The organism is Homoserinimonas sp. A520 (assembly GCF_054489245.1).
On the sequence record NZ_JBTMWX010000002.1, the window covers coordinates 672,356 to 698,084 of the forward strand.

Consider the following 25,729-nt stretch of genomic DNA (forward strand, 5'->3'; position numbering starts at 1 on the left):
TGGCTGGACGGTTCCCGGCCTGATGGCTCGGAGTGCCGAAGATGCGGTCGCCATCCGTCAGGCGGTCAGCGTCGGGTTGGCGGTGTCTGCGTACGGCGTGTCGTTCGGCGCGCTCGGGGTGACCGCCGGCCTTGACATTTGGCAGACCTGCGTACTCAGCCTGCTCATGTTCTCCGGCGGTTCCCAGTTCGCCCTGATCGGCGTCCTCGCGTCCGGCGGAGTGGCTGCCGGGCCCGCTGCGATTGCCAGCGCGGTGCTGCTCGGAAGCCGCAACGCCATCTATGCGATGCGGATGGGCCCGATCATCGGCGACGGCTTCTTCAGGCGGGCCGCCGCGGGACACCTGACGATCGACGAGAGCACCGCCGTCTCGACCGCACAGCACAGCTTGCGTGCGCAGCGCGTCGGCTTCTGGTGGACGGGAATCCTGATCTTCATCGGGTGGAACCTCAGCACGCTCATCGGTGCGTTCGTCGGGGATGCGCTCGGCGATGTCAGCGCGTACGGGCTGGATGCTGCAGCCGCGGCCGCATTCCTCGGACTTCTCTGGCCACGGCTGAAGGAACTGCAACCGGTGGTCGTCGCTGTGGCGGCGGCTGTCGTCGCGGCCGTCCTCACCCCCATGCTGCCTGCCGGACTTCCGGTACTCGCAGCCGCCGTGGTTGCTGTGGTTGTCGGGCTTACCAACTGGCTGGGCGTGAAGCAGCGACACACCCTGGAGGAAGAGGTCAGCGCAGACACCATCGTGACGGGGGATGAGCACCCATGACCCTGTGGACGATCATCATCATTGCGTCGGTCGGATGCTTGGCCCTCAAGCTGTCCGGATACCTGGTGCCGCCCTCCTTCATGGAGAAACCGCGCCCATCGAGGGTCGCGAACCTGTTGACCGTGGCGCTCCTGGCGGCGCTGGTGGCGACCCAGACTTTCGCTTCCGGCAGTCAGGTCGTGCTCGACGCTCGGGTGCCTGCGCTGCTGGTTGCTGCCGGCCTGTTCGCCCTGCGCGTGCCGTTCGTCCTCGTCATCATTGCGGCTGCCGCAACGGCCGCCATCCTGCGCCTGCTCTAATGAACCACCTCAGTCATCCAGGTGGTCAACCCCGGGCAACCAACTGCTCCCCGGCGATCCCCAGCCGTTTCGCTTCACGGCCTTGGCTGCGGCCTTCGCCTGCGCCGGGTCGAGGCGGTCGACGTAGAGCACCCCGTCGAGGTGGTCGTACTCGTGCTGGAAGATGCGGGCCAACCAGCCTTCCGCGCGAACCTCGAATGGTTTATGGTCCAGCCCGACCGCCCTCAGGATGGCCAGCTCGGAGCGTCGCAGGGCGAACCTTTCCCCGGGCACCGAGAGGCAGCCTTCGGACTCGTCCTCTTCATCCGCTTCCCCGGTGGCTGTCGGGCTGATCCACAGTTGTGGGTTGATGGCAGCGCCCCTGAAGTGCCTGTCCGAGTCGTCGGTCCAGTCATAGACGAAAAGTCGCAGCCCGACTCCCACCTGCGGGGCCGCCAGGCCGACCCCCGGCGCGGCCTCCATGGTCTCGAACATGTCGGAGACCAGGGTGGCGAGTTCGTCGGAGAAGTCCGTCACCGGGCTGGCTGGGGTGTGGAGTACCGGCTCACCGGTGATTTGGATGGGAAGTACGGCCATTCGCCAAGAATATCGGGCGTCAGCCGGTAGTGTCGTTGCGTGCTGGCGGATCTGACTGACTTGACGGAGTCCCTGACCCCGCTCGCCCTTCTCGGCATTCCGATTGCGTTGATCGGGGCGGTTTTCCTTGCGGTCGGCGCGCAACTGCAACACCGCGGCGTTGGCAAAGTGGATGCTCACGCCCGTGCCCTGCAGGACATCGAGGGGCTGACCCCTCCGGTGCTGAGCACGGCCGGCCTCAGCATGAGCCAACTGGTCGCGCTTGCGCGGAGACCGTCGTGGCTGTTCGGCACGCTCATGCTCGGCCTGGCGATCGTCGCGCAGCTGACCAGCCTGGGGCTGTCGCCCATCACGCTGGTGCAGCCGCTGGGCGCTGTGGCGCTGGTGATCACGGCGATCATGAACGCTCGTATCACCGGGGTGCGGATCGACCGATTGTCGATCAGGGCAATCGGATTCTGCGTCCTCGGTGTAGCCGTTTTCGTCACCCTGGCCGCATTCACCACCACGTCGCGCCCGGTTTCGGATGCCCAGCTGATCATCATCCTGAGCATCCTGAGCGGCGTCACCGTCGCATTCGCCGTGCTGTTCGCCCTCTACCGCAAGCGGTTCAAGGCGATCATGTACATCATCGGTGCCGGGGTGCTCTACGGCTTCGTCGCAACCCTGGCGAAGGTGATCATCGATCGCACGAAGACCGGTGACTTCTTCGAAGTGTTCACGCTGGTGTGCCTGGGCGCGCTCCTGCTGGCGACGGTGCTCGGCGGATACTTCGTTCAGAACGCGTACGCATCCGGCCCTCCCGACCTGGTGATCGCCGGGCTCACGGTCATCGATCCGCTGATCGCCGTTTCCATCGGAATTGTGGTGCTGAACGAGGCGGCCGGCGCCCCGCTGTTCGCGGTGATCGGGTTCGTGCTCGCCGGAATCGTCGCCATGTATGGCGTCTTCGAGCTGGCGAAACACCACCCGCAGAGCCAGCACTAAGCTAGATTGATCCAAGTTTTGAGCAAGACCCTCGTGAACGCCGCGCGGGAATGAACCGTAAGGGACAGCTACACGTCGTGCCCGACACCCCCGATCGAAGCCAGCAGGCTGACCCGCAAGGGTCCCCGAATTCCGCACCACTTCGGGTGCTAATCGGCTGCGACACCTTCCCACCGGATGTGAATGGTGCAGCGAATTTCGCGTCCCGCCTCGCTGCCGGACTGACGCAGCGCGGGCATGAGGTGCACGTTGAGGCGCCGGCGTTCAGCAGCAAGCACGGCAAGTTCACCGAAGAGCACGATGGCGCTGCGTTCACCGTCCACCGCGTGTACTCATGGCGCTGGTTCCCGCACGACTGGCTGCGTTTCGTGTTGCCGTGGCGCAGTCAGGCGCACGCCGCGCGCATCCTCGATGAGGTGAAGCCGGATGTCGTCCACATCCAGTCGCACATCGTCGTCGGTCGCGGTCTGGCCCGGCAGGCGACGAAGCGTGGCATCCGGGTCATCGGCACCAACCACTTCATGCCCGAGAACATGATCGAGCACACGCTGCTGCCGAAATTCCTGCGCCGCCCGGCGATCAGCCTGGCCTGGCAGGATGCCGCAAGGACGTTCCGGCTTTGCTCGGCGGTGACGACGCCGACCCGCAAGGCGGCAGCGTTCCTCGAAGCGGAAACCTCGGTCACGGGAGTCCACGCGATTTCCTGCGGCATCAACGCCAGTCTCTACACGCCGTCGTTCGCACCGCGTCAGGGCAACCGAGTCGTTTTCGTCGGAAGGGTCACCGGGGAGAAGCACATCGACGTGCTCCTGAAGGCGGTCGCCAGGCTCGATAGCGAGCTGGACGTCCAGCTCGACATCGTCGGGGGTGGTGACCAGCTCAGGGAGTTGCAACTGCTCGCCGTCGAGCTGGGCATCCGCGATCGGGTGAACTTCACCGGGTACGTCTCCGACGAGGAGCTCCGCGCGATCCTCACGCGCGCGACCGTCTTCGCCATGCCGTCGATCGCCGAGCTTCAGAGCATCGCGACGATGGAGGCGATGGCATCCGCTCTTCCGATCGTGGCGGCGAACGCGATGGCGCTGCCGCACCTGGTGCACCACCGCGTCAACGGCTACCTGTTCGAGCCGGGCAATGTTGCCGACCTCGCAGAGAAGCTGACCGACGTGCTCAAGGCGTCGGATTCGGACCTGAAACGGTTCAAGGAGACGAGCCTCAAATTCATCGAGGCGCACGACATCGAGCGCACGCTGAACACGTTTGAGAGCCTGTATCGTGGTGAAGCGGTCACCGATCCGGTCACCGAGGTTTCGCTGGACGAGTCCGCGTAGCGGTCCCGCCGGCGATCCGGGGCGGTAGCTCAGCTGGTTAGAGCAGCGGACTCATAATCCGTCGGTCACGGGTTCAAGTCCCGTCCGCCCTACAGGTTTCCTGTATTGCTTCGGGTGATTCTGGACATTTGGTGTTCGGACATCCGGTCTCCCCGCCCGAACGGGGAGGACCGGACACCCGAACTCTGTCCGCGCCGAAACCTATTCGACGCGAGATGCTTTCAGACGCGACATCACCAGAAGGACGCCGCCGAACAGCAGCAGCAGACCGCTGGACATCAGCAATCCGTTCATCGACTGCCCGCCACCGGTCATGGCCAGCGTTTGCAGGTCGCCACACGCCTCCGCCGCGGTGAACGTGAACGTCCACTCCGTCTGTGCCTCGAACTCGAGACCGAACTCGGGTCCATCCGCCTGCGCCGTCACGTTCACGGCGCCCGGAGTCCTCACCGGATACGTTCCGGCCGCTGTCGGCTCGCCATCGACGAGCCAGAGAACACCCTCGATCGCGTTCAGCGTGTACGAACCATCGGTGGCACAGCCCATATTCGTCATGGACGCCAATGGAGTTACCAACGGATGCGTTTCCAGCTCGCCACACGCCTGCGCGGCGGCGACCGTCACTTGCCAGCTGGACTTGCCGTCCAGGACATGGCCGGGCTTCGCCTCCGCCGTCACCGTGTAGTTCCCCGGGGCAACGTTCGTGATCGCCTTGGTGGCCACCATGTCGATTCCGTTGCCCGTGATGCGGTATGCGACAGCATCATTCAGTTCGACGTTGATCGATCCGGCGATGAAGTTACCGAGGAAACACAACTGTCCGTTCACTCCCGGTGTCACGGGCACCACGGTGCTGGGGCAATCCACATCGGTGAATTCAATTGTCCACACAGTCTGCATGTTGTCGGCGAACTGGAACCCGGCATTCGCTGTTGCGGTCACCGTGACTGTTCCGACGCCGTCGGCGCGCTGGTCGTCCACGTCGTAGCTGACCTCATCCGAGTCCGAAGGTACGGTGAGCTTGTCGTTCGCGATGCCGCAGTCGTCGGTCATCGTCGGATCGGCAAGCACCTCCAGGACCACCACACAGGGCTCATCCGTGAAGGTGAAGGTCCAGGATGCTGTCACGCCGGCCTCGATGGTGAACCCGGGATTCGCCGTGGCGGTCACCGTGACGGTGCCGACGCCGTTGACGCGCTGGTCGTCGACTGCGTAGGAGACCTGGGTCGATGTGGGCAGCCCGTAGCCGTCATTGTCGGTGCCACACAGATCCGCGAAGCTCGGTACAGGGACGTCCGCTACCACGATTGATGGGGTCGGGATCGTACAGACGATGACGTGGCTGATACTGTCCTTCGTCGCATGCATGAACGGTGTTCCGGCCGTGAGCCCGGTGGTGTAGACCTTGTTCTCATCGATACCGCTTCCCGCCTTGATCACGACCTTCGAATAGGTCTTGCCTTCGGGGGCGGCTGGCAACACATACGGGACGGGAACACCGTTGTCGATCTTGTAACAACTCTCGCCGGCGGCTGTCTCCCAGAAAGACTCATGATTCGAGTTGTCCGTGTTCGCCATTGCCGGGTTGACGGCAAGCAGGCTTACCGCCACTACGGCAACACTGCCGATCATTGCGAGAAATTTCACTAAAGGGCGTTTGTTGTGTCCGTCTGGTGTGCGGGGTGCCACCGAGAGTGGTTGCCTCTTGGGTTGCATGGTCATCTCCTTGATAGCGAGCTGTAGAGCTGGGGGTGGGATGCATCGTCATGGGAGCCCGTCCACGCACGGCGCGACGGCTGAGGTGGCGTCTGCATGCCAGGGCGGGATCCTGAACGTTCGGCTCGGTGATGCGGCCGTAGGGTCGGCCGGAGAATTCGGTGTGGGGGATCACCTTCTTGAGGCACTCTGTCGGGTCAGTCGGCTGGCTTCGGGTTCAGCCGACTCAGGTGCGGTGCCTCACGCTAACGTGCTGGACGAGGCATGGCAGGGCGACCCAAGGGTGATACCAGGGTGATACGGCGGGTGAATTACCCCCGGATGAGGGTCACCCCGAGGCCGACGACAGAGTGGACACTCGCATCCGCTAGATTGAGCGAATGTCCACTTTCGCTGCTATCGCCGCCTGCGTGATTCTCGCGGCACTCGCCGTGTTCCAGCTTGGGTTGATCCTCGGCGCGCCGATCGGGCATTTCGCCTGGGGCGGTCAGCACCGAGTGCTGCCCACCAAGCTTCGCGTCGGTAGTGCGGTGTCGATCATCCTCTATGTGCTCTTTGCGCTCATCCTGTTGGAGAGGGCCGGCCTGATGACAGTGTTCGGCAGCGACCCGTTCGTCCAGGTTGCATCCTGGGTGCTGTTCGGGTACTTCACGCTGGGCATCCTGATGAACGGCATCTCCCGCAGCAAGCTCGAACGCAACACCATGGTTCCGGTGACGGTCGTCCTCGCTGTGCTCACCCTCATCGTCGCGCTGGGCTAGTCAGACTGGGCTGGTGCCTGCTGTGGAGGCCATAGCCTAGACGGGTGCGCCTCATCCGTCGTCTTGTCAGCAAGCTGACACCGGATGCTTCGCAGCGGCTTCCACGGGACGTCCTCGTCCTCGGGGTGATCGCCTTCTTCGTCATGGTCGGGTTCGGCGTCGTCATCCCCGTGCTTCCGGTGTACGTCCGCAGTTTCGGGGTCGGCTACGTCGAGGTGGGCGCCGTGGTCTCCGCCTTCGCGCTGGTGCGGCTCGTTGCCAGCCCGTTCTGCGGTTGGCTGATCAACCGCGGGGGTGAGCGCACCATCCTGGCCATCGGCATCGGAATCGTCGCGGTATCGAGTGGCCTGGTCGGGATCGCAGAGACGTACCCCCAGGTGCTGATTCTTCGTGGTGTCGGCGGTGTCGGGTCAGCCATGTTCACCATCTCCGCCATGACCCTCCTGCTCGGGTCCACCCCCGCGACACTGCGTGGCCGCGCCATGGGCTTCTATCAGGGCGGCTTCCTCATCGGTGGCATGGCGGGGCCGGCGATCGGCGGACTTCTCGCCGTCATCTCACTCCAGGCGCCATTCTTCTTCTACGCGGGAACCCTTGCCGTCGCTGGACTCGTCGGCCTGTTCCTGCTTCAGCCGAAGACGCTCGAGGTTGCCGGTGGCCCGACCACCGAGCCGGTCCCGTTCCGGCTGGTTGCGCGGGATCCGCGGTTCATTGCCGCCTGCCTCGCAAACCTGGCGCAAGGCTGGTCATCCTTCGGCGTGCGCAGTGCCCTGGTGCCGGTTCTGGTCGTTGAGATCCTGAACCGGCCGCCGGTCTGGACCGGCATCGCCTTCGCGGTTGCCGCTGTCGCGCAGACGATCGCGCTCGGACCGGCAGGCAAGTTCGTCGACACGGTGGGGCGGCGCCCTGCGATCGTGGGCGCCTACGCCGTCGGGGCGCTGGCAATGCTGGTCATCCCGTTCGCAGCGGACATCTGGATGCTCATGGCCATGCTCTGCCTCTACGGGGTCGCAGCCGCGTTCATGGGGACAGCCCCGGCTGCCGCGGTCGGCGACGCCGCAGGCTCGCGCGGCGGTCAGCCGGTTGCCGTCTTCTCCGCGTTCTCCGATGTTGGCGCGATCATCGGACCGCTGGTTGCCGGCGCACTGGTCGACGCCGTCTCATTCCCGGCTGCCTTCGGCACAGCTGTCGTGCTGATGCTGATCGCATCCGCCTACGCGCTCAGGATGCCCCCGGCGAGGGGCTCTGCCACTCCGACGGGGTCATCACTTTGAACTCCGCCCCGGACGGGTCGGCAAGCGTCGCGAAGCGACCGTAAGGCGAGTCCTCAGCAGCATCGACCACCCGAGCGCCCAGCGACTCGGCCAGCGCAACCGTGCTGTCGACGTTCTCCGTGCCGAAGTAGACATCCCACCGCGCAGGGGCGTCCTCCGCCAGGTCGACGGTGCCGTCCATGATCCCGGCGAGCGAGGTGCCGTCGAAATCGGCGGTCGTGTACTGGAAATCGTCCGTGTCACTTTCGACTTTGGTCATCCAGCCGAAAACCGTCTCGTAGAAGAGCACCGAGGCGCGGTAGTTGGGGGTGATCAGCTCGTGCCACACCGGTGTGCCCGGTTCGTCGAGCCGCGTGAATCCGGTGTGCTGCCCCGGCTGCCATACTCCCACTGCCGCACCGCCCGGGTCCTCGAGCATCGCAACGGTCCCCATTGACCCCACTTCCATCGGCGCGACTGTGGACTGGCCGCCCGAGTCGTCGGCGAGGTCGGCCGTTACCTGGGCATCCGCCGAGGCGAAATACGTGATCCAGCTCTCCGCCGTCTCCGATTCCGGGCCCTTCTGCATGATTCCCGCAACACGGGAGCCGCCCCGCAGGCAATTGATGTAGTCGCCGTCACCTCCGTCGCTGACCTCGAAAGTCCAGCCGAACAGGCCACCGTAAAAGGTGCGTGCCTGCTCAGTGTCTGATGACGGTAAATCGATCCAGCACGGTGCTCCGAGGGGAGCAGTATCGCGGGTGGACATCGTTACCTCCTTGTGAGAATTGCTTCGACCGCCTCTGCCCAGAGCCTACGCACGACGGTGAAACTGTCCAATGAAACGGGTAACGATTGATTACATCCACAGGAAAGGCTGTATTTAGTCAGCATCGTGCACTACTGTCGTGTATTGCAGTTGCAGTACCTCGCAGATCTTGAATGCTGAGCGCCGTTTGGTCGCTTGGAACTTTCGGGAGCGGACGATGACCGCGACGAGTAGCCCCGGCAGTCGGGGTTACACGAACGAAACTCCTGAAGGAGAAAAGCAAAATGGCAACAGGAACCGTGAAATGGTTTAACGCTGAAAAGGGATTTGGCTTCATTGCCCCCGAAGACGGCAGCCCGGATGTGTTCGCACACTACTCGGCAATCTCGACCAGCGGCTACAAGTCGCTTGACGAGAACCAGAAGGTCGAATTCGATCTGGCACAGGGCCCCAAGGGTCCCCAGGCGGAGAACATCCGTCCCCTCTAGTTAGACCTGACACCCTCCGGGGCGTCTCGTAAAACTTCGGTCGACCCCCACTTCGGTGGGGGTCGACCTTTTTGTGCGCCGCCCCCGAGTGCCCGTTCCGGAGAAAAGTGCCCATTCCGCCGGGCACTATTCTCCGGAACGGGAACAATCGCCGTGTCGCCGAAGGTTACTGTCAGTGACCTCGACAAGGATGGACGAATGACCGACACCACGACGACAACCACCACGACCCCCGAAGAACGACTCGCGACCTTCCGCCAGCGGCGTGACCTGGCCGTCGTGCAGCCGAAGGGCAGCCTGGCGCTGGTGACCACGCAGTGGGTCGACTCCGAGCAGACCATCTGGGGTGTTCCGGGAACCTGGGCCCCGCTGCCGGCTGGTGCGTCCGGCCTCAGGCTCACCGCGACCGCCTCCGACAACATCGTGGTCGATGGGCAGTTGGTTGACGGAACCGTCACGGTGCGTGGCAAGGATTCGGATGCTCCGGGCGACGTGGTCTTCAGCGACACCGTGAGCGGATTCGTTATCGCGGGGCAGGACGGCCAGTATGCGCTCCGGGTGTGGGACGCCAACTCCGAGTCGATCCAGAACTTCGGCGGTATCGACGCGTTCGCGTACAACCCGGACTGGGTGGTAGCTGCGAAGTTCGCCGAGCTGCCTGGTACGACCATCCCGTTCGAGCACAGCAAGGACGAGGGCGAGACCCGCGAGCTTGAGGTTCCGGGAGAGATCACGTTCAGCAAGGACGGCATCGACTACCGGCTGGCGGCGATCAAGTCGGGCCGCGCCCTGCAAATCGTCTTCTCCGATGCGACCAGTGGCGACACCACGTACAGCGTTGGGCGCTTCCTGTTTGTGGCACCGGATGCCGAGGGCAACGTCACGCTGGACTTCAACCAGGCGGTGCTCCCGCCCTGCGGTTTCTCGTACGCATTCAATTGCCCGATGCCGCCCAGGCAGAACCGGTTCGCCGTACCGATCGAGGCCGGCGAGAAGAACGTACTGGCCAAGGACGGCGCCCTCCTCCACTAGGATCTCTGCGGATTGAGGTAGACGCGAAGCGCCGTATCGAAACCGGCTGCAATGTCGCCCGTACACGGAAGACTGGTCTCGTGCACATCGCCCTTTCTTCCGACCGCGACGATCGGGTGACGATCACTCCCATCGACGGGCCGGGCGTGCAACAATCGGTGACCCGTGCCGCCCTGCCCGCGGCGGTCGCCCTGCTGGAGGCTCAGCATCCGCGCTGGGTGTGGGATGACACTTCGCGCTGGTATCCACCGTTGCTTGCCGCCGGGGTACGGGTCGAGCGTTGCGTCGACTTGCGATTGTGCCGGGCGATCCTGCGGAATTCGGAGCTCACGGCAGCGTCGGTGCTTGCCACGGCCGCACCAGACGGGTGGGACGACCCGGCCGCTGCCGATAGGCCGCCCGACGGCCTGTTCGACCTGGACGAGAAGCCGAGGCTCGACCCGGTCGCGGAGTTCGCCCGGCAACAGGATGCCGCTGTTCCAGCGATCGGGCTCCTGCTCGCTGCCGAGTCGGCCGGCTCGTTGATCGCGGCAGAGATGCACTACGCCGGGTTGCCGTGGCGTGCGGACCTCCACGACGAGCTGTTGACGCGCACGCTGGGCGTCCGACCGTTGCCTGGCGTTCGGCCCGCCGTGATGGAGCGCGTACTCGATGAGGTACGGCTCCACCTGGCCGCACCCGAACTGAACCCGGATTCGCCTGTCGAGCTGCTCAAGGCGCTGGGGCGTGCCGGGATGCAGGTTTCGTCGACCAGCAAATGGGAACTCGAGAAGGTGAAGCATCCGGCCATTCGCCCGTTGCTCGAATACAAGAAGCTTGCCCGACTGCTCAGTGCGAACGGCTGGCACTGGCTCGAGACGAATGTGCGCGACGGTCGCTTTCGGCCCGAGTATGTGGTCGGAGGGGTCGTCACCGGTCGCTGGGCGAGCAAGGGAGGTGGCGGCGCCCTGCAGCTGCCCAAGCAGATTCGCGGGGCTGTGGTGGCGGACACCGGCTGGAAGCTGGTGGTGGCGGATGCCTCGCAACTGGAGCCGCGCATCCTGGCCGGTATGGCTGCCGATCGTGGGATGGTGGAGGCGGGCAGTGCGGGCGACCTCTACGCCGGGATAGTCGCCAGGGGCACCGTGAAGACGCGTGACGAGGCGAAGGTGGCGATGCTCGGCGCCATGTACGGTGCGACGACGGGGGAGAGCGGTCGGCTGATGCCGGCGTTGACCCGGGCGTTCCCACAGGCGATCGGTTTGGTGGAGCGTGCGGCACGTGCGGGTGAGCGCGGCGAGAAAGTGACAACGCGCCTGGGGCGCAGCTCCCCGTTTCCGGGTGAGGAGTGGCACGACATCCAGTCCAACGCTTCAGGGGAAGGGGCGACGGATGCCGCGCAATCGCGCGCGCGGACCGAAGCGCGGTCCTGGGGCAGGTTCACCCGCAACTTCGTGGTGCAGGGAACCGCTGCCGAGTGGGCGATGTGCTGGATGGCGTCTCTGCGTCGAAGCCTGCACGAGCTCGCGGGAGGCTCGTGGCTGACCAGGTCCGCCCACCTGGTGTTCTTCATGCACGACGAGGTGGTCATCCATTGCCCGGCTGATCAAGCGGATGCCGTAGCCGAGGCGGTGCGCGCCTCGGCGGCCGAGGCGGGCCGGTTGCTGTTCGGCAGCCTCCCGGTGGAGTTCCCGCTCACCGTCGCCGTCGTTGACAACTACGGCCAGGCCAAGTAGCCGGTCTCCCGCATCAAGTAACCTGTGCCGGGACTTCGACAAGCTCAATCAGCGAGGGCAGACTCGATCAGCGTAGGGGCCGACGTCCTCGCTTGGGCCGGTGCGGCGACAACCCGCGGGCCGTATCCAGCTCCGCCAGGTCGGAGATGGCCGCGCTCAGCCACGCCAACGCGGCAACACCCTGCGCATCCCGGGCGAGCACTGCGAGTCGCTCATCGTGCGCCAATTCATTGGTGCTCGTGGCTCGCAACTCGCGAAGGTCCTGCTCCCACCAGCGGCGGAAGCCCTTGCTCAGCGCCAAAGCCCCGGCCGGGTCTACCGAGCTCGCCACCAGCACCTGGTCGAGCATCTCGGTCCATTCCGGCAACGACGTGGTGACCGGACTCGACAGCCAGCTCGCCGCAGCCTCTCGCCCGGGCACGGTCAGCGCGTAGAGGGGGAGTCCATCATCCGTTGCGCCGGCGCTCTCGACGAGACCCTGCCCGGTCAGGCGCTCCAGGGTGCCGTAAATCTGCCCGACATTCACCGGTTTCCGGTGTGGTGCCCTCGCCATGAACTCGGCGTGCAGTTGCAGGCCGTACGCCGGACCAAGGGTCAGGATGCCCAGAATTCCGTCACGCACAGACATGGGACATCCTTTCTCGGGACAGGAATGCCATACCGAGTATAGGGAGAATCGCGGGAAACACTAATGACACTGTTGTGATTCGCCCCCGTGATCAGGCATAATGCAGGTGAAGGCAACTTCAGCTAACTGAACAACCACGCTGTGAACACAATGCACATTCCGGTGGTCGATGGGGAAGTCGAACCAAACGGAATGGAGAAATTGTGGCTGCAGCAACCGCACGCGGAGTGATCTATGTTCACTCCGCTCCTCGTGCTCTCTGCCCGCATGTTGAGTGGGCTGCCGGGCGCGCGCTCGACCGCGCCGTGAACTTCGATTGGGCCGAACAACCCGTGCTCAAGGGTTCGATGCGCACGGAGTTCTACTGGGAAGGCGACCAGGGGACCGGCGCCGCCATCGCCTCCGGGTTGCGCGGCTGGGAACACCTGCGCTTCGAAGTCACCGAAGATCCCACCCCGGGCAGTGACGGCGGACGGTGGCTTCATACCCCGGACCTCGGCATCTTCTTCGCCCAGACCGACACCGCCGGCAACGTCGTCATCCCGGAAGACCGGATTCGCTACGCGATGGAGATCGCCGGGTCCGACGCCTTCGAACTGCACCGTGAACTTCGCCTCGCCCTCGGCCAGGCCTGGGATGACGAACTCGAGGCGTTCCGTCACGCGAGCGACAACAATCAGGTGGTGTGGCTGCACAAGGTCGGCTGACGCCTTTTCTGCGGGTTGAGTAGCTCGCGCAGGGAGCGTATCGAAACCTGGGTCCAGGGATTTCGATACCCTCGGTCAGCGAGTGACTCAGCCCACGTACGCCCTGAGGATGCTGGTCACATAGGCGGCAGCGCTGAACAGCGCGTGGTCACGGGCGGCGCCCTGCGACAGCTCAACCAGCCGTGACGGCTCATTGGCGAGGGCGACAAGTGCATCCGCCAGCCCGTCGGCATCCGGAGTCGTCGACAGGAAACCCGCCTGACCGAGCCCCTCGATCAGTTTCGGGTCGCAGTAGAGCACCCCGCGTTCCCGGCTGACGGCCTCGGCGATGGTCATCGGCTGGTTGTCGAACCCGAGGGAAGTGAGCACGACTGCGGCCGAACCGTCCATGAGATCGAGGACCCTCTCGTGCGGCAGGGAACCGTGCACGCGGATGTTCGGGTGGCCTTCCGCAAGGCGCCGCAAGGCCGGAAGTTCAGAACCGTCGCCGACGAAGTCCACGCTGAAGCCGTTGCCGGTTCGCTCCAGTGCCTTGATCGCCGCCTCAGCGAAGACCAGCGGCCGTTTCACCGCCTCGCATCTCGCCACCCAGAGGAAACGCGGCTCGGCGGCCAACTCGGCTGTGAGCGGCACCGGCGGCCGCGGCGAATCGGCGATCGGGTTGGGAACGACAGCGATCGGCCCCACGACCCCGGCCTTCTGGAGGTCCGCAGCCTGATGCGCGGACGGCGAGACGACGGCGTCCGCCGCCAACGCCATGCCGAGCGTGACATTGCGCAACAAGTTGTCCACCGGCCGGGGAGTGAATTCCAGCCGGGGGATGGTCGAACGGGTGAACCGGGTGAGTGCGCTCCGCAGCACCGGCGCCAATGGGGCGTGCCAGCCGCCGTCGCTCGCCCAGTAGAACGTGTGAACAGTGTGGATGACCCGGATTCCCATCCGGCGCGCGACGTGAGCCGCAGCATGCGCCAGCCCGAACTCCGTCTGAACATGGACGACCTCGACGCCGAGCTTCCGAAAATAGGTCTCCAGGGCATCCGTCGTCGTCGTGTTGTTCGGGATGACGGGCAACTCGACGCCGGGCAGGGTGAACAGCGGGCGGATGCGCAAGCCCTCGGCCCCGACCTGGAAGCGGCGCCCGCGTTCCCGGGTCGCAGACACCAAGACCACCTCGTGGCCGGCCTGCAACAGTGCCAGCCGCTGCTGCAGCATGGAGGTCTGCGCCCCGCCGACATAATCCAGGAAGTAGTCGCTGACGATGGCGATGCGCATACGGTCGGAGGCCCCGATCAGACGCTGCGGAACGCGACGACGGCGTTGTGGCCGCCGAAGCCGAAGGAGTTGCTGAGCGCGAACAGCGGCCCGCCACCGAGCGGACGCGGTGAAGTGACCACGTCCAGGGGAATCGCCGGATCCTGCTCGTTCAGGTTGATGGTCGGCGGCGCGGTGCGCTCGTGGAGGGCCAGGATCGTGAAGATGGCTTCCAGCGCGCCGGTTCCGCCGAGCAGGTGGCCGGTCGCCGCCTTCGTCGCCGAGACCGGGATCTCGGGCAGGCGATCACCGAAGATGCGCAACAGGGCGTTGTACTCGGCGATATCGCCGACCGGGGTGCTGGTGGCGTGGGCGTTGATGTGCGACACCTGATCGATGGAAGCGCCTGCCTGGTCGATGGCCATCTTCATTGCCCGAGCCGCGGCCGATCCTTCGGGGTCGGGTGCGGTGATGTGGTGGGCGTCACTGGTGACCGACCCGCCGGTCAGCTCGGCGTAGATGCGGGCACCGCGGGCAAGGGCGTGTTCCTCCGTCTCCAGGACGATGGCGCCACCACCCTCACCGAGCACGAAACCGTCCCGAGAGACGTCGTACGGGCGCGAGGCCGTTGCGGGAGAGTCGTTGCGCTTCGACAGCGCCTGCATGGCGGCGAACGCGGCGATGGGCAGCGGGTGGATGGCCGCTTCGCTTCCACCGGCGATGACAACATCCGTCAGCCCGGCCTGCAGGTGTGCGTACGCGTTGACGATGGACTCGGTTCCGGATGCGCAGGCAGACACCGTGGTGCGCGCACCTCCGCGCGCGGAGAGCGCCATGCTCACGGCCGCGGCAGGGCCATTCGGCATCAGCATGGGAACGGTCATGGGCAGCACGCGGCGAGGGCCGCGGGTGCGGAGGGCTTCCCATGCGTCGACGAGGGTCCAGATGCCACCAATACCGGTGGCGAAGTCAACGGAGATCCTCAGGGGATCAATGTCGGGGGAGCCGGCATCTGCCCAGGCTTCCCTGGCTGCGATCAGGGCGAACTGGCTGCTGGGGTCGAGACGCTTGGTCTCCACGCGCTCCAGGAGCTCGGACGACGGAACCTTGGCCTGGGCGGCGAAAGTGACGGGAAGCTCGTACTCGGCGACCCAGTCCTGCTCGAGGGTGCTGACGCCCGATTCTCCGGCGAGTAGCGCTTTCCACGAGTCGGCGACGTTTCCGCCTAGCGGTGAGCTGGTTCCCAGCCCGGTGACAACGATCTTTTTGGTCATGACATCTCCAGTGGGTCACACGGTGACAAACGCGGGCCGGACCAGCCGAGACACGGTCCCAGACGGGGCAGTGCTGGCTGGCCGCCCGCGTTGTGGTGGTACTACGCCTGCGCGTTGACGATGAAACTGACGGCGTCGCCGACAGTCTTGAGGTTCTTCACCTCGTCGTCCGGAATCTTCACATCGAACTTCTCTTCAGCGTTGACGACGATCGTCATCATCGAGATGGAGTCGATGTCCAGGTCGTCAGTGAACGACTTGTCCAGCTCAACCGTGTCGGTTGCGATACCAGTCTCGTCATTGATCAGCTCGGCGAGGCCGGCCAGAACTTCTTCGGTTGACAATGCCATTGTTGTTTTCTCCTTGGGGGTGTCGTTATGACCGTGGTCAAGTTTAGGGCAACCGGATAACCTGGGCGCCGAATACGAGCCCGGCACCGAATCCGATCTGCAGGGCGAGGCCACCGCTGAGTTCCGGATGCTCCTCAAGCAACCGATGAGTGGCGAGCGGAATCGATGCGGCCGAGGTGTTGCCTGTGGTGGCGATGTCGCGTGCGATCACCACGGTCTCAGGCAGTTTCAGCTGCTTGGCGAACTCGTCGATGATGCGCATGTTGGCCTGGTGCGGAATGAACGCGGCGAGGTCGGCTGAGGTGATCCCGGCCTCCTCCAACGCCTGCTTGGCCACTTTCGCCATATCCCAGACGGCCCAGCGGAAAACCGTCTGGCCTTCCTGGCGGAGCGTCGGCCAGTTGGCATCGCCCTCACGAAAATCGATCAGCGTCGCATTCATGCTCACGGCGTGCGCCTTCGACCCGTCGGAACCCCAGACCGGTGCCGCGATGCCGGGCGTGTCGCTCGGCCCGATCACGACGGCGCCGGCGCCATCGCCGAGCAGGAACGAGATGGAACGGTCGGTGGGATCGACCACGTCAGACAGCTTCTCGGCGCCGATCACCAGTGCGTAATGTGCTGCACCCGAACGGATGAGCGCATCCGCCTGGGTTACGGCGTAGCTGAACCCGGCACAGGCTGCGTTGGTGTCATAGGCCGCAGCTGGGTTGGCTCCGACGCGGTCTGCTACGACGGCGGCCATCGATGGCGTCTGGATCACGTTGCTGATGGTCGCTATGACGACCAGGTCGATCTTGTCGGGTGCGATACCCGACTTCTCAATCGCTTCCTTGGCAGCATCCGTTGCCAGGTCGACGGCGAGCACGCCGACGGATGCCCGTGTCCGAGTGATGATGCCAGTGCGCTGCTGGATCCACTCGTCGCTGGAGTCGATCGGTCCGATCAGCTCACTGTTGGGGACCACGAGGTCGCCTCGAGCGGCACCGTAACTGTAGATGCGAGTGAACTCGACCCCGCGTGATTGCTTCAGAATTGGAGTGCTCATGAGTTCCCATCGATTAAGGCGTATGCGGCATCCAGGTCGTCCGGCGTCTTCACTGCGACGGTCGGCACGCCCTTGAGTGCGCGTTTTGCAAGGCCGACGAGGGCGCCCGCTGGCGCGACCTCGATAATTCCGGAGACTCCGACAGCTGCGAGAGACTCCATGGTCCTGTCCCACCGTACCGGGGAGGAGACCTGGCCGACCAGCAGCTCGACGAACCGCGCACCGCTATCCACCGCGGTGCCATCGTGGTTCGTCCAGATGGTCAGCGAGGGGTCGTGACTGTCCACCGTTGCAGTCACGGCACGAAGGCGCTCGACCGCGGAAGCCATATACCGGGTGTGGAATGCACCAGCGACCTGCAGCGGAATCACGCGAGCTCCGGCAGGCGGGTCCTGCTTGAGCCGGTCGAGGGCGCCAAGGTCGCCGGCGACGACGATCTGCCCGCCACCATTGAAGTTCGCCGGTTCGAGGCCGAGCGATTCCAATGTGGACAGCAGTTCCTCCTCGGAGGAGCCGATGACCGCGCTCATTCCGGTCTTCGCCTGGCCGGCAGCATCCGCCATGGCTGCTCCACGTTCGCGCACCACCGTCATGGCGTCATGCTCGGAGAGGATGCCGGCGGCAGCTGCGGCCGTCAACTCGCCCACCGAGTGGCCAGCAACGCCGGCGACCTTGTCCCGGCGGCCATCGAGTAACGCGCGAAGGGTGAGCAGGCCTGCGGCGACGATCAACGGCTGTGCCACGGCAGTGTCTCGGATGGTGTCGGCATCCGAAACGGTCCCGTGCGCGAGCAAGTCCATCGATGCGGCGTCGGAGAGCGCATCCAGATGCTCGCGGAAGCGCGGTTCGGCAACCCAGGGGTCGAGGAAACCGGGAGTTTGGGAGCCCTGGCCTGGGCAGACGACGACGATCACTTATCTAGTCTCCCAATCGATCGAGTGTTTGGGCTGTGCAGGTGCGACCAAGAATTCGGCGGAGCCTTGTTCGTGTCCCACAATCAAGTGGTCTGCCCTGATCAGGTCTGTCTCCGTCGAGCGCCTGGCTCGACATCGGCTATCGAACCGACAATCAGTGCTGATTGGAGGATGAGCGATTCGCGCGCACCAGTGGCGTCCCAGCCGATCACCTCAGACACCCGCTTCAACCGGTACCGCACCGTGTTGGGGTGGACGAAGAGCTCTCGGGCGGTGGCCTCCAGCGAGCGGCCGTTGTCGAGGTAGCACCAGAGGGTGGCCAGCAGCTCGGTCGAGTGCGCCTGAAGAGGCCGGTAGATGCGGTTGATCAGGGTTGCCCGTGCCAGGGCGTCGCCGGCCAGGGCACGCTCGGGAAGCAGGTCGTCTGCGAGGGTGGGCCGGGGAGCGTTTCGCCACGATCGCGCGACAGCGAATCCGGCGAGCGCGGCCTTCGCGCTGCGTGAGGCGTCCACCAGTGAGCCAACCTCGTGCCCGAGCACCAGGTGACCGTCGCCGAAGCCGGGCTCGAGAGCCTTCGCAATGTCGATGAACGGGACCAACTCGGCGCCGTCATCGTCTTCGCCCTCAAGCGGCATCGGCCGCGCACGGCCGATCACCAGCACCAGTCGGCTGCCCTGAACCCCGATCAGAACGTCGGCGTCCAGGTGCCTCGCGGTGCGTCGCAGCATGTCGACGTCGAGCATCTTCGGCGCGGTGCCGACGAGAACCGACACCTCGCCGTGGCCATGCCAGCCGAGCGCGGCGATGCGGCTGGGCAGTTCATCGTCGTACTCGCCACTCAGGATCGAGTCGACGACCAGCGCTTCCAGCCGCGCGTCCCAGAGTCCGCGTGCCTCGGCGGCCCGCGCGTAGACATCCGCCGCAGCGAAGGCGATCTCCCTCGAGTAGAGCAGGATGGCCTCGCGCAGCGACTCGTCACCGCCCTTGACCCGGTCTTCGACCACTTCGACGGTGACTTTGATCAACTGGAGTGTCTGGGTCAGGCTGACCGAGCGGAGCAGTTCCCGCGGCGCTGCACCGAAGACATCCGCCGCAATCCACGGCGTCGAGGTCGGATCGTCGTACCAGTGGATGAACGACGTGATGCCGTTCTGCGCCACCATGCCCACCGCCGAGCGACGACCGGGGGGCATGTCGCCGTACCACGGCAGCGTGTCTTCGAGGCGTTTGAGCGTGGCGGTGGCGAGCTCTCCGGAGACAGTCTTCAGCCAGGCAAGGGTTTGCTGTTTGGTTCGCACTGTCGCCATGGCTGCCTACCCGACCGTCAGCTCTCGCCGCCGGCCGAACCCGTCGTGCCGGCGTTCACATCGTGCAGCTGGTACTTCTCGATCGCCTGGCGCAAGACGGTCGGGTCGAGTTCGCCTCGCTCCACCAATGACTGCAGGGTGCGCACCACAATCGACGGCCCGTCGATCTTGAAGAAGCGGCGTGCGGCTGCCCGGGTGTCGGAGAAGCCGAAACCGTCGGCGCCCAATGTCGCGTAGTCGCCGGGAACGAACTGGCGAATCTGGTCTGGCACTGCATGCATGTAGTCCGAGACCGCGACGAAAGGTCCGCCGGCCTGTGACAGCTTCTCAGTCAGGTACGGAACCTGCTTGGTTTCGCCGGGGTTGAGGAAGTTGTGCTCGTTCGCGGCGAGACCGTCACGGCGGAGTTCGCCCCACGAGGTGACCGACCAGACATCCGCCGACACCCCCCAGTCGTTGGCAAGCAGCTCCTGGGCTTCGAGGGCCCAGGGCACCGCGACACCGGATGCCATCAGCTGGGCCTTGAGCGGCGCGTCGGCGCCCTGCTTGAGCCGGTATAGGCCCTTGAGCAGTCCGTCGACGTCGAGCTCTTCCGGCTCGGCCGGCTGCACCAGCGGCTCGTTGTAGATGGTCACGTAGTACATGACATCCGGGTCCGGGTGATTCCCGCCATACATTCGGTCGAGTCCGGCCCGCACGATGTGACCGAGTTCATAGCCGTAGGCAGGGTCGTAGGACACCACCGACGGGTTCGTCGAGGCGAGCAGAGGCGAGTGGCCGTCAGCGTGCTGCAAGCCTTCACCGGTGAGCGTCGTGCGGCCGGCAGTAGCACCCATGATGAAGCCGCGCGCCATCTGGTCGCCGGCCGCCCACATGGCATCGCCGGTGCGCTGGAAACCGAACATCGAGTAGAAGACGTAGAACGGGATCAGCGCTTCGCCATGCGTGGAGTAGGACGTTCCGGCTGCGGTGAAACCGGCGAACGCGCCGGCCTCGTTGATCCCGACGTGGAGGATCTGGCCCTGAACGCTCTCCTTGTACGCGAGCAGAAGCTCACGGTCGACGGAGGTGTAGTGCATGCCGTTCGGGTTATAGATCTTCGCGGTCGGGAAGTACGCGTCCATGCCGAAGGTGCGCGCCTCATCCGGGATGATCGGAACAATGCGCTGGCCGAATTCCTTCGACCGCAGCAGGTCTTTCAGCAGGCGGGCGAACGCCATGGTGGTGGCGATCTCCTGCTTGCCGGAGCCCTTCTTCACGACGTCGTAGGTCGACACGTCCGGAAGGTTCACCTGCGTGTACCTGGACCGTCGTTCCGGCAGGTAGCCGCCGAGCGCACGCCGGCGCTCGTGCATGTACTGGATGGCCTCGTCGTTCTCGCCGGGGTGGTAGAACGGCGGGCTGTACGGGTCGGCCTCGAGCTGGGCATCCGTGATCGGGATGCGCATCTCGTCGCGGAAGGTCTTCAGGTTGTCGAGGGTCAGCTTCTTCATCTGGTGGGTCGCATTACGGCCCTCGAAGGAGGTGCCGAGCCCGTAACCCTTCACTGTCTTGGCCAGGATGACCGTCGGCTGCCCCTTGTGGTCGTTGGCAGCCTTGAACGCGGCGTACACCTTGCGGTAGTCGTGCCCACCGCGCTTGAGCCCCCACACTTCGTCATCGCTGAGATGCTCAACCAGCTGGAGCGTGCGCGGGTCGCGGCCGAAGAAGTTCTCGCGCACATAGGCGCCGCTCTCGGCCTTATAGGTCTGGTAGTCGCCGTCCGGCGTGCGATTCATCAGGTTGACCAGGGCGCCATCGGTGTCCTTGGCGAGCAGGTCGTCCCATTCGCGACCCCAGACCACCTTGATGACGTTCCAGCCGGCACCGCGGAAGAAGCTCTCCAGTTCCTGGATGATCTTGCCGTTGCCGCGCACCGGGCCATCGAGGCGCTGCAGGTTGCAGTTGATGATGAAGTTGAGGTTGTCGAGTCCGTCATTGGCCGCCAGCTGCAGTGCACCGCGGCTTTCGACCTCGTCCATCTCGCCATCGCCGAGGAAGGCCCAGACGTTGCTGTCGGACGCATCCTTGATGCCGCGGTTGGTCAGGTACTTGTTCATCTGCGCCTGGTGGATGGCGTTCAGCGGGCCAATGCCCATCGACACGGTCGGGAACTGCCAGTAGTCCTTCATCAGGTGCGGGTGCGGGTACGACGGGATACCCGTCGGAGCATGTGACTTCTCCTGGCGGAAGCCCGTCAATTGGTCTTCGGAGAGGCGCCCTTCCAGGTAGGAGCGCGCGTACATGCCGGGGGAGGCGTGGCCCTGGTAGAAGATCTGGTCTCCGCCGCCGGTGTGGTCCTGGCCGCGGAAGAAGTGGTTGTGTCCAACCTCGTACAGCGAGGAGGACGACGCGTAGGTGGAGATGTGACCGCCGACGCCGATGCCCGGCCGCTGGGCGCGGTGCACGGTGATGGCGGCGTTCCAGCGGATCCAGCGGCGGTAGCGGCGCTCGATCTCCTCATCGCCGGGGAACTCTGGTTCGTCCTCGACCGGGATGGTGTTGATGTAATCCGTGGTGGGAACCATCGGAACACCGACCTGCAACTCCTTCGACCGCTTGAGCAGGCTCAGCATGATTTCTCTGGCCCTGGCCCTGCCATGGGTTTTCACGAGCCCGTCGAGGGACTCGTTCCATTCGGCAGTCTCCTGCGGGTCGGAATCGGTGTGGTTCACCGAGTACGGGTCCTGATCGTGAATCGTCACCCTTACCTCGTTCTCGTTTCGTAGACAGGTACAAGCCAGTGGCGCAGCACGGCCGGATTGCGGCAGTGTGCTGGTTCTCTAGGCTGAACAAGCTTAGTTTGAATTGGATCGCCGAGACGCCGGATGCCGGTGGCCGGCCTGGAAGGGAGCCGCCGGAATGGCAGACATCAACACCGCAGCGCCGGATTTCGAGTTGCGCAACCAGTTCGGCGAGTCGGTGCGGTTGTCGCAGTTCCGGGGTGTGAAGCCGGTGACGCTGGTCTTCTTCCCGTTGGCGTTCACCGGGATTTGCACGGGTGAGCTCTGCGAGCTGCGTGACAACTTCGCATTGTTCGAGCAGCAGGGCGTCGAGCTATTGGCCGTCTCCGTCGATTCGAAGGCGACCCAGCGGGTGTTCTCCGAACAGGAGGGCTACCAGTTCTCCCTGTTGGCGGATTTCTGGCCGCACGGGGGAGTCGCCCGGGATTACGGCGTGTTCCAGGAGGACCGGGGGACTGCTGCCAGGGCGACCTTCGTAATCGATGTCGGTGGTGTCATCCGCTCACGTTTCGTCAGCGAGCCGGGAACCGCCAGGTCGCTGGACGCGTATCAGGAGGCCCTGGACGCGCTCGCTATGGCTTAGCTTCAGCCGCCCAACTGACCGACCGCGTGGGCGATCACCAGCGCGAGCATGACGAAGCCGCCGAACGATTCGGCAAGCATGAGGGCTTTCGCACGGTGGGAGAGCGGCATGGTGTCGGTTGGGCTGAACGCCATCGAGTTGGTGCCGGAGAAGTAGAGGTAGTCCATGAACGACGGGGCCCAGTCCATTTTCTCCGATGACCTGGCTGCGACCTCATCGATCGCGTCGGCATCCTCGTCCTGCGGGAAGCGGAAATCCGCGAACGGCAGGTCGCTCCGCTTCTCGTGCCGCCTGGATACCGGGCCGCCGCGATCTAGCTCCCAGTAGACCAGAGCAAAAGCGATGACGTTCGCCACCCAGACCTGCACCGCCGCAACGAGCAGTGACGGGCCGTTGGACTCCTTGGCGGTTACCAGCTGGATGATCAGGTGCACCATGGCGTACTGGTTGACCGCCATGAGAAGGAGTGCCTGGCCGATCGACAGCAAGCGCGACCACTCGGTCTGCCGACTCAACCGATGGGGGTTGAGGATGAGCACGGGAACCAGCAGCGCGAGGCCCATGCCGACCACGGTCAGGCGAAGCCAGAGCGGCAACACGCTGTTCGGCAACAGCATGTAGAGGGTCAACGCGACGAACAGGGCGAGAACCGCCGGCCAGCGATGCTCGGCGCGGGCCGCCTTCTTCTCGGCCCGGTTCCGTCGATCGCTCGCCTTGCCTGAACTTTCGGTTGCACGCGCCATGTGGCCGAGTCTAGGTCGGCCCCCACGGGGCTGTACTATTGACTTTCGTCGCCCGGCCAGCCGGGCAGACGGGCCTTTAGCTCAGCTGGTAGAGCGCCACGTTTACACCGTGGATGTCATCGGTTCGATCCCGGTAGGGCCCACCACGACCCTGAAAACTCCGTGCACCCGCCACGGCCAGTCACCGTCTCGGACCGGTATTTCGCCGATAACATGTGCGGCATGGAGCAGGACGACGGCGCGGGCGACGGCCGGCCCACGTCGGCTGACGGCGCAGGCGCCGGTCCGCGGCGGGCGACCTTCACGCCGCCCCTGGCCGACGCGTATGCTCAGTTCTCCCGGTCCGGTTTCCAGCCGACACAGCTCCCGGATGCTCCGCCACCGAACCCTGCGACAGTGGCGACGCCGCCGCCCGGATCTGCGTTCCCACGGCCGCCGGAGCGACGCTCTCTTGACGACGACCACTTGGTTGCTACGCTCGACAAGCAGGGCCTTCAGGACGGAGGAGTCCTGGAGGCGATCGAGCAGCTGCAGGCACAGCTTCGAATTCGGGAGCAGGAGGCCCGGGAGTTCCGCAATTGGGAGAGCTCGATGCTCGCCATCGGCACACCGGAAGCGCTCGACGTCGTCGAGGAGACTCGCGTCACATTCACCGGGGCGATCCAGATCATTCCACCGTCAGCCTCCGCACCCGTTTCGGCGCCGATTTCGGCACCACCGGATGCGTCTGCCTCCGCTCCATCCACGGCACCGGACAAACCGGAGCCTGTCGTCTACGACCTGGTGGAGCCGGAGGAACCGCCGCACACCACGGGATCGACAGTCCTGGCTGCGGATGTCCGCTCCGCCTCAGCGACGGACAGCCACGCCGGTGAAGAGGATGATGACGATGACGATGACGATGACGATGATGATGTCATCGACGTTGCCGCACCAGCGGCCCCGGTAGGGAGCCCCCGCACCGAACCGGGCGAGGTCGTCATCGTTCCGGAACCCGTGACCCCCGCCCAGCGGGTGTTCGGCCCCGAGCCCAGCGGCGCAGAGCCGACGCTGCCGGAGCAGCGCACAGGTCGCGCCTTACGGCTGTTCTGGCTCTGGTTTGCAGCGAACTCCTCGGTGCTGAGCATCGTGTTCGGGGGAGTGTTGATGTCCCTGGGAATGAGCCTTCGCCAGTCGATCGTCGCAGCCCTTGCCGGGGTGGCGCTGTCCTTCCTGCCGATCGGGTTGGGCACCCTTGCCGGCAAGTGGAGTGGGCAGCCGACCATCATTGCGTCCCGGGCAACCTTCGGCCTCATCGGCAATGCCGTTCCCGGGATTCTCGCCCTGGTAACCCGCCTGCTGTGGGGTGGGGTCCTGCTGTGGCTGCTCGCGTCGGTCACTGCCGGGCTTCTCGTGGCAGCGCGGGCGGATGGCGGACTGAGCACGCTGCAGTTGACCATCGCCACCGCCGGAATAGGGTTCCTCATCGCACTGGTGGTTGCCTTCTTCGGCTATCGGCTGCTCGCGAAGGTCCAGCTGGTGCTGAGTGTGGCATCCGCTGCACTGGTGATCGGTCTCATCATGATCAGCTGGCCACTCGTCGATGTGGGAGCAGCGCTTACCATTGGCGACGGTCCGTGGGTCTTGGTGCTCACCGGGGCGATTCTGGTGTTCAGTTTCGTGGGGTTGGTCTGGTCGACGTCGGCCGGCGACCTCGCCAGGTACCAGCGTCCCTCCAACGCTGCCGCCGGTTCCATGCTGACCGCCTCGTTCGGGAACGCCCTGCCGGCGTTCGTTCTCATCGCCTTCGGGGCGCTGCTGGCGGCATCCAACCCGTCGCTGGCATCAGGCTTCGTTGACGACCCGATCGCGACCCTCACGGAACTGGTCCCCGCGTGGTTCATGGTGCCCCTGGTCGCCGCCGTCGGCATCGGGTTGCTCTCCGGCGTCATCCTCTCCATCTACTCAGGAGGATTCGCGCTGGTCGCCTTGGCGCCGCTGCGGCGGGAGCTGGCTGTACTGGCCGTCGGGACCCTTCTGGGCGCGCTCACCGTGGTGCTGGTGCTCACGGCGGCCGACCTGTCCGGGATCTTCCGCGATGTCGCCACCACCCTGGCCGTACCCACAGCCTCCTGGCTGGGAATCTTCACCGCCGAGGTCATGATCCGTAATCGTCGGTTCGACACCCGCTCGCTGGTTCAGCGCGGGGGAACATACGCCGACTTCCGCTGGGTCAACCTCGGAGTGCTGGTTGCCGCCAGCGCGGTCGGTTACGGGTTCACGACGGCCTCCGTCGGCTGGCTCGCCTGGCAGGGCTACCTGCTGGAGCCCGCGGGAATGCCGCTCGGCAGTGACCTGGCGCAGTCCGATGTTGGGGTCCTGGTCGCGCTGGGCATAGCCATCCTGATGCCGATCCTGGTCGGCATCGGTGCCGTCCGGCGGCAGGAATCCGGTCGCGGCTAGTCG

At 65.1% G+C, this 25,729-nt stretch carries 24 protein-coding genes and 2 tRNA genes; 14 read left to right on the forward strand and 12 right to left on the reverse strand.

Annotated features, from left to right (window positions below; genetic code table 11):
• The first annotated feature begins 22 nt into the window (after positions 1 to 22).
• Positions 23 to 769 carry an AzlC family ABC transporter permease gene (locus ACX3PH_RS07805; protein WP_459091114.1) on the forward strand — a complete coding sequence of 249 codons (747 nt, stop codon included), beginning with the start codon at positions 23 to 25 and terminating at the stop codon, positions 767 to 769.
• Positions 766 to 1,068, forward strand: coding sequence for an AzlD domain-containing protein (locus ACX3PH_RS07810; RefSeq protein WP_459091116.1), 303 nt, complete (start codon positions 766 to 768; stop codon positions 1,066 to 1,068). Before ACX3PH_RS07805 ends, ACX3PH_RS07810 begins: the two co-directional genes overlap by 4 nt.
• A 9-nt stretch (positions 1,069 to 1,077) precedes the next feature.
• Here ACX3PH_RS07810 and def read toward each other — a convergent pair whose 3' ends face one another.
• Complete coding sequence (def, locus tag ACX3PH_RS07815; protein ID WP_459091118.1) at positions 1,078 to 1,644, reverse strand: peptide deformylase; 567 nt, start codon at positions 1,642 to 1,644, stop codon at positions 1,078 to 1,080.
• Between the two features lie 39 nt (positions 1,645 to 1,683).
• Here def and ACX3PH_RS07820 point away from each other — a divergent pair, with 39 nt between their 5' ends.
• The 3 genes from ACX3PH_RS07820 to ACX3PH_RS07830 all read left to right on the forward strand — a co-directional run bounded on the left by ACX3PH_RS07820 (position 1,684) and on the right by ACX3PH_RS07830 (position 4,054).
• Positions 1,684 to 2,631, forward strand: coding sequence for a DMT family transporter (locus tag ACX3PH_RS07820; protein ID WP_459091120.1), 948 nt, complete (start codon positions 1,684 to 1,686; stop codon positions 2,629 to 2,631).
• Positions 2,632 to 2,708: 77 nt separating this feature from the next.
• The gene (locus ACX3PH_RS07825; protein WP_459091122.1) at positions 2,709 to 3,962 is read left to right on the forward strand and encodes a glycosyltransferase; all 1,254 of its coding nucleotides are present in this window, start codon (positions 2,709 to 2,711) and stop codon (positions 3,960 to 3,962) included.
• A gap of 18 nt (positions 3,963 to 3,980) precedes the next feature.
• Positions 3,981 to 4,054 (forward strand) — tRNA-Ile (locus tag ACX3PH_RS07830).
• Between the two features lie 109 nt (positions 4,055 to 4,163).
• Here ACX3PH_RS07830 and ACX3PH_RS07835 read toward each other — a convergent pair.
• Complete coding sequence (locus ACX3PH_RS07835) at positions 4,164 to 5,609, reverse strand: hypothetical protein (RefSeq protein ID WP_459091124.1); 1,446 nt, start codon at positions 5,607 to 5,609, stop codon at positions 4,164 to 4,166.
• A gap of 449 nt (positions 5,610 to 6,058) precedes the next feature.
• On the opposite strand from ACX3PH_RS07835, the gene ACX3PH_RS07840 reads away from it, so the two are divergent.
• Positions 6,059 to 6,439, forward strand: a complete 381-nt coding sequence (locus ACX3PH_RS07840) for a hypothetical protein (RefSeq protein WP_459091126.1) — start codon at positions 6,059 to 6,061, stop codon at positions 6,437 to 6,439.
• A gap of 44 nt (positions 6,440 to 6,483) precedes the next feature.
• Positions 6,484 to 7,713, forward strand: coding sequence for an MFS transporter (locus ACX3PH_RS07845; RefSeq protein WP_459091128.1), 1,230 nt, complete (start codon positions 6,484 to 6,486; stop codon positions 7,711 to 7,713).
• Here ACX3PH_RS07845 and ACX3PH_RS07850 read toward each other — a convergent pair.
• Entirely contained in the window at positions 7,661 to 8,461 is an 801-nt protein-coding gene (locus ACX3PH_RS07850) for a VOC family protein (protein ID WP_459091130.1), read from the reverse strand. The two genes, ACX3PH_RS07845 and ACX3PH_RS07850, sit on opposite strands and share 53 nt — an antisense overlap.
• Positions 8,462 to 8,745: 284 nt before the next feature.
• Here ACX3PH_RS07850 and ACX3PH_RS07855 point away from each other — a divergent pair, with 284 nt between their 5' ends.
• The 3 genes from ACX3PH_RS07855 to ACX3PH_RS07865 all read left to right on the forward strand — a co-directional run bounded on the left by ACX3PH_RS07855 (position 8,746) and on the right by ACX3PH_RS07865 (position 11,696).
• On the forward strand, positions 8,746 to 8,949 hold the full coding sequence (locus ACX3PH_RS07855) for a cold-shock protein (protein WP_459091132.1): 204 nt from the start codon (positions 8,746 to 8,748) through the stop codon (positions 8,947 to 8,949).
• Positions 8,950 to 9,147: 198 nt separating this feature from the next.
• A complete protein-coding gene (locus ACX3PH_RS07860) occupies positions 9,148 to 9,981 on the forward strand; it encodes a DUF1684 domain-containing protein (protein ID WP_459091134.1) in 834 nt (277 codons plus the stop codon).
• An 80-nt stretch (positions 9,982 to 10,061) separates the two neighbouring features.
• Positions 10,062 to 11,696, forward strand: coding sequence for a bifunctional 3'-5' exonuclease/DNA polymerase (locus ACX3PH_RS07865; RefSeq protein ID WP_459091136.1), 1,635 nt, complete (start codon positions 10,062 to 10,064; stop codon positions 11,694 to 11,696).
• Between the two features lie 67 nt (positions 11,697 to 11,763).
• Here the strand turns inward: ACX3PH_RS07865 and ACX3PH_RS07870 are convergent, their stop codons facing one another.
• Complete coding sequence (locus tag ACX3PH_RS07870) at positions 11,764 to 12,324, reverse strand: PadR family transcriptional regulator (protein WP_459091138.1); 561 nt, start codon at positions 12,322 to 12,324, stop codon at positions 11,764 to 11,766.
• A gap of 203 nt (positions 12,325 to 12,527) precedes the next feature.
• Here ACX3PH_RS07870 and ACX3PH_RS07875 point away from each other — a divergent pair, with 203 nt between their 5' ends.
• Positions 12,528 to 13,031, forward strand: coding sequence for a DUF3145 domain-containing protein (locus ACX3PH_RS07875; protein ID WP_459091140.1), 504 nt, complete (start codon positions 12,528 to 12,530; stop codon positions 13,029 to 13,031).
• Between the two features lie 87 nt (positions 13,032 to 13,118).
• Here the strand turns inward: ACX3PH_RS07875 and ACX3PH_RS07880 are convergent, their stop codons facing one another.
• The 7 genes from ACX3PH_RS07880 to aceE form a co-directional block, all read right to left on the reverse strand.
• Positions 13,119 to 14,303: a glycosyltransferase family 4 protein gene (locus ACX3PH_RS07880; RefSeq protein ID WP_459091142.1), complete on the reverse strand. Its 1,185-nt coding sequence runs from the start codon at positions 14,301 to 14,303 to the stop codon at positions 13,119 to 13,121.
• A 17-nt stretch (positions 14,304 to 14,320) separates the two neighbouring features.
• Positions 14,321 to 15,556 carry a beta-ketoacyl-[acyl-carrier-protein] synthase family protein gene (locus tag ACX3PH_RS07885; protein ID WP_459091144.1) on the reverse strand — a complete coding sequence of 412 codons (1,236 nt, stop codon included), beginning with the start codon at positions 15,554 to 15,556 and terminating at the stop codon, positions 14,321 to 14,323.
• Positions 15,557 to 15,657: 101 nt separating this feature from the next.
• A complete protein-coding gene (locus ACX3PH_RS07890; protein WP_459091146.1) occupies positions 15,658 to 15,906 on the reverse strand; it encodes an acyl carrier protein in 249 nt (82 codons plus the stop codon).
• 43 nt (positions 15,907 to 15,949) lie between these two features.
• Positions 15,950 to 16,954 carry a beta-ketoacyl-ACP synthase III gene (locus tag ACX3PH_RS07895; protein WP_459091148.1) on the reverse strand — a complete coding sequence of 335 codons (1,005 nt, stop codon included), beginning with the start codon at positions 16,952 to 16,954 and terminating at the stop codon, positions 15,950 to 15,952.
• Complete coding sequence (locus ACX3PH_RS07900) at positions 16,951 to 17,868, reverse strand: ACP S-malonyltransferase (RefSeq protein ID WP_459091150.1); 918 nt, start codon at positions 17,866 to 17,868, stop codon at positions 16,951 to 16,953. The genes ACX3PH_RS07895 and ACX3PH_RS07900 overlap by 4 nt, the downstream gene beginning before the upstream one ends.
• Before the next feature lie 101 nt (positions 17,869 to 17,969).
• Positions 17,970 to 19,175, reverse strand: coding sequence for a PucR family transcriptional regulator (locus tag ACX3PH_RS07905; protein WP_459091152.1), 1,206 nt, complete (start codon positions 19,173 to 19,175; stop codon positions 17,970 to 17,972).
• A gap of 17 nt (positions 19,176 to 19,192) precedes the next feature.
• Positions 19,193 to 21,919 (reverse strand): pyruvate dehydrogenase (acetyl-transferring), homodimeric type, encoded by a 2,727-nt coding sequence (gene aceE / locus ACX3PH_RS07910; RefSeq protein ID WP_459091154.1) that lies wholly within the window; start codon positions 21,917 to 21,919, stop codon positions 19,193 to 19,195.
• 157 nt (positions 21,920 to 22,076) lie between these two features.
• Between aceE and ACX3PH_RS07915 the strand changes: the two genes are divergently transcribed.
• Positions 22,077 to 22,541: a peroxiredoxin gene (locus ACX3PH_RS07915; protein WP_459091156.1), complete on the forward strand. Its 465-nt coding sequence runs from the start codon at positions 22,077 to 22,079 to the stop codon at positions 22,539 to 22,541.
• Positions 22,542 to 22,543: 2 nt separating this feature from the next.
• Here ACX3PH_RS07915 and ACX3PH_RS07920 read toward each other — a convergent pair whose 3' ends face one another.
• Positions 22,544 to 23,284 carry a hypothetical protein gene (locus ACX3PH_RS07920; RefSeq protein ID WP_459091158.1) on the reverse strand — a complete coding sequence of 247 codons (741 nt, stop codon included), beginning with the start codon at positions 23,282 to 23,284 and terminating at the stop codon, positions 22,544 to 22,546.
• Positions 23,285 to 23,354: 70 nt separating this feature from the next.
• Here ACX3PH_RS07920 and ACX3PH_RS07925 point away from each other — a divergent pair.
• A tRNA-Val gene (locus ACX3PH_RS07925) sits at positions 23,355 to 23,430 on the forward strand.
• 76 nt (positions 23,431 to 23,506) lie between these two features.
• Positions 23,507 to 25,726, forward strand: a complete 2,220-nt coding sequence (locus tag ACX3PH_RS07930; RefSeq protein ID WP_459091160.1) for a cytosine permease — start codon at positions 23,507 to 23,509, stop codon at positions 25,724 to 25,726.
• The last annotated feature ends 3 nt before the right edge of the window (positions 25,727 to 25,729 follow it).

Bases quoted from the DNA above. Each gene is read 5' to 3' on its own strand.
- ACX3PH_RS07805 (WP_459091114.1), top strand. From the start codon at position 23: ATGGCTCGGAGTGCCGAAGATGCGGTCGCCATCCGTCAGGCGGTCAGC.
- ACX3PH_RS07810 (WP_459091116.1), top strand. From the start codon at position 766: ATGACCCTGTGGACGATCATCATCATTGCGTCGGTCGGATGCTTGGCC.
- def (WP_459091118.1), bottom strand. From the start codon at position 1,644: ATGGCCGTACTTCCCATCCAAATCACCGGTGAGCCGGTACTCCACACC.
- ACX3PH_RS07840 (WP_459091126.1), top strand. From the start codon at position 6,059: ATGTCCACTTTCGCTGCTATCGCCGCCTGCGTGATTCTCGCGGCACTC.
- ACX3PH_RS07850 (WP_459091130.1), bottom strand. From the start codon at position 8,461: ATGTCCACCCGCGATACTGCTCCCCTCGGAGCACCGTGCTGGATCGAT.
- ACX3PH_RS07855 (WP_459091132.1), top strand. From the start codon at position 8,746: ATGGCAACAGGAACCGTGAAATGGTTTAACGCTGAAAAGGGATTTGGC.
- ACX3PH_RS07860 (WP_459091134.1), top strand. From the start codon at position 9,148: ATGACCGACACCACGACGACAACCACCACGACCCCCGAAGAACGACTC.
- ACX3PH_RS07870 (WP_459091138.1), bottom strand. From the start codon at position 12,324: ATGTCTGTGCGTGACGGAATTCTGGGCATCCTGACCCTTGGTCCGGCG.
- ACX3PH_RS07880 (WP_459091142.1), bottom strand. From the start codon at position 14,303: ATGCGCATCGCCATCGTCAGCGACTACTTCCTGGATTATGTCGGCGGG.
- ACX3PH_RS07885 (WP_459091144.1), bottom strand. From the start codon at position 15,556: ATGACCAAAAAGATCGTTGTCACCGGGCTGGGAACCAGCTCACCGCTA.
- ACX3PH_RS07890 (WP_459091146.1), bottom strand. From the start codon at position 15,906: ATGGCATTGTCAACCGAAGAAGTTCTGGCCGGCCTCGCCGAGCTGATC.
- ACX3PH_RS07895 (WP_459091148.1), bottom strand. From the start codon at position 16,954: ATGAGCACTCCAATTCTGAAGCAATCACGCGGGGTCGAGTTCACTCGC.
- ACX3PH_RS07905 (WP_459091152.1), bottom strand. From the start codon at position 19,175: ATGGCGACAGTGCGAACCAAACAGCAAACCCTTGCCTGGCTGAAGACT.
- ACX3PH_RS07915 (WP_459091156.1), top strand. From the start codon at position 22,077: ATGGCAGACATCAACACCGCAGCGCCGGATTTCGAGTTGCGCAACCAG.
- ACX3PH_RS07920 (WP_459091158.1), bottom strand. From the start codon at position 23,284: ATGGCGCGTGCAACCGAAAGTTCAGGCAAGGCGAGCGATCGACGGAAC.
- ACX3PH_RS07930 (WP_459091160.1), top strand. From the start codon at position 23,507: ATGGAGCAGGACGACGGCGCGGGCGACGGCCGGCCCACGTCGGCTGAC.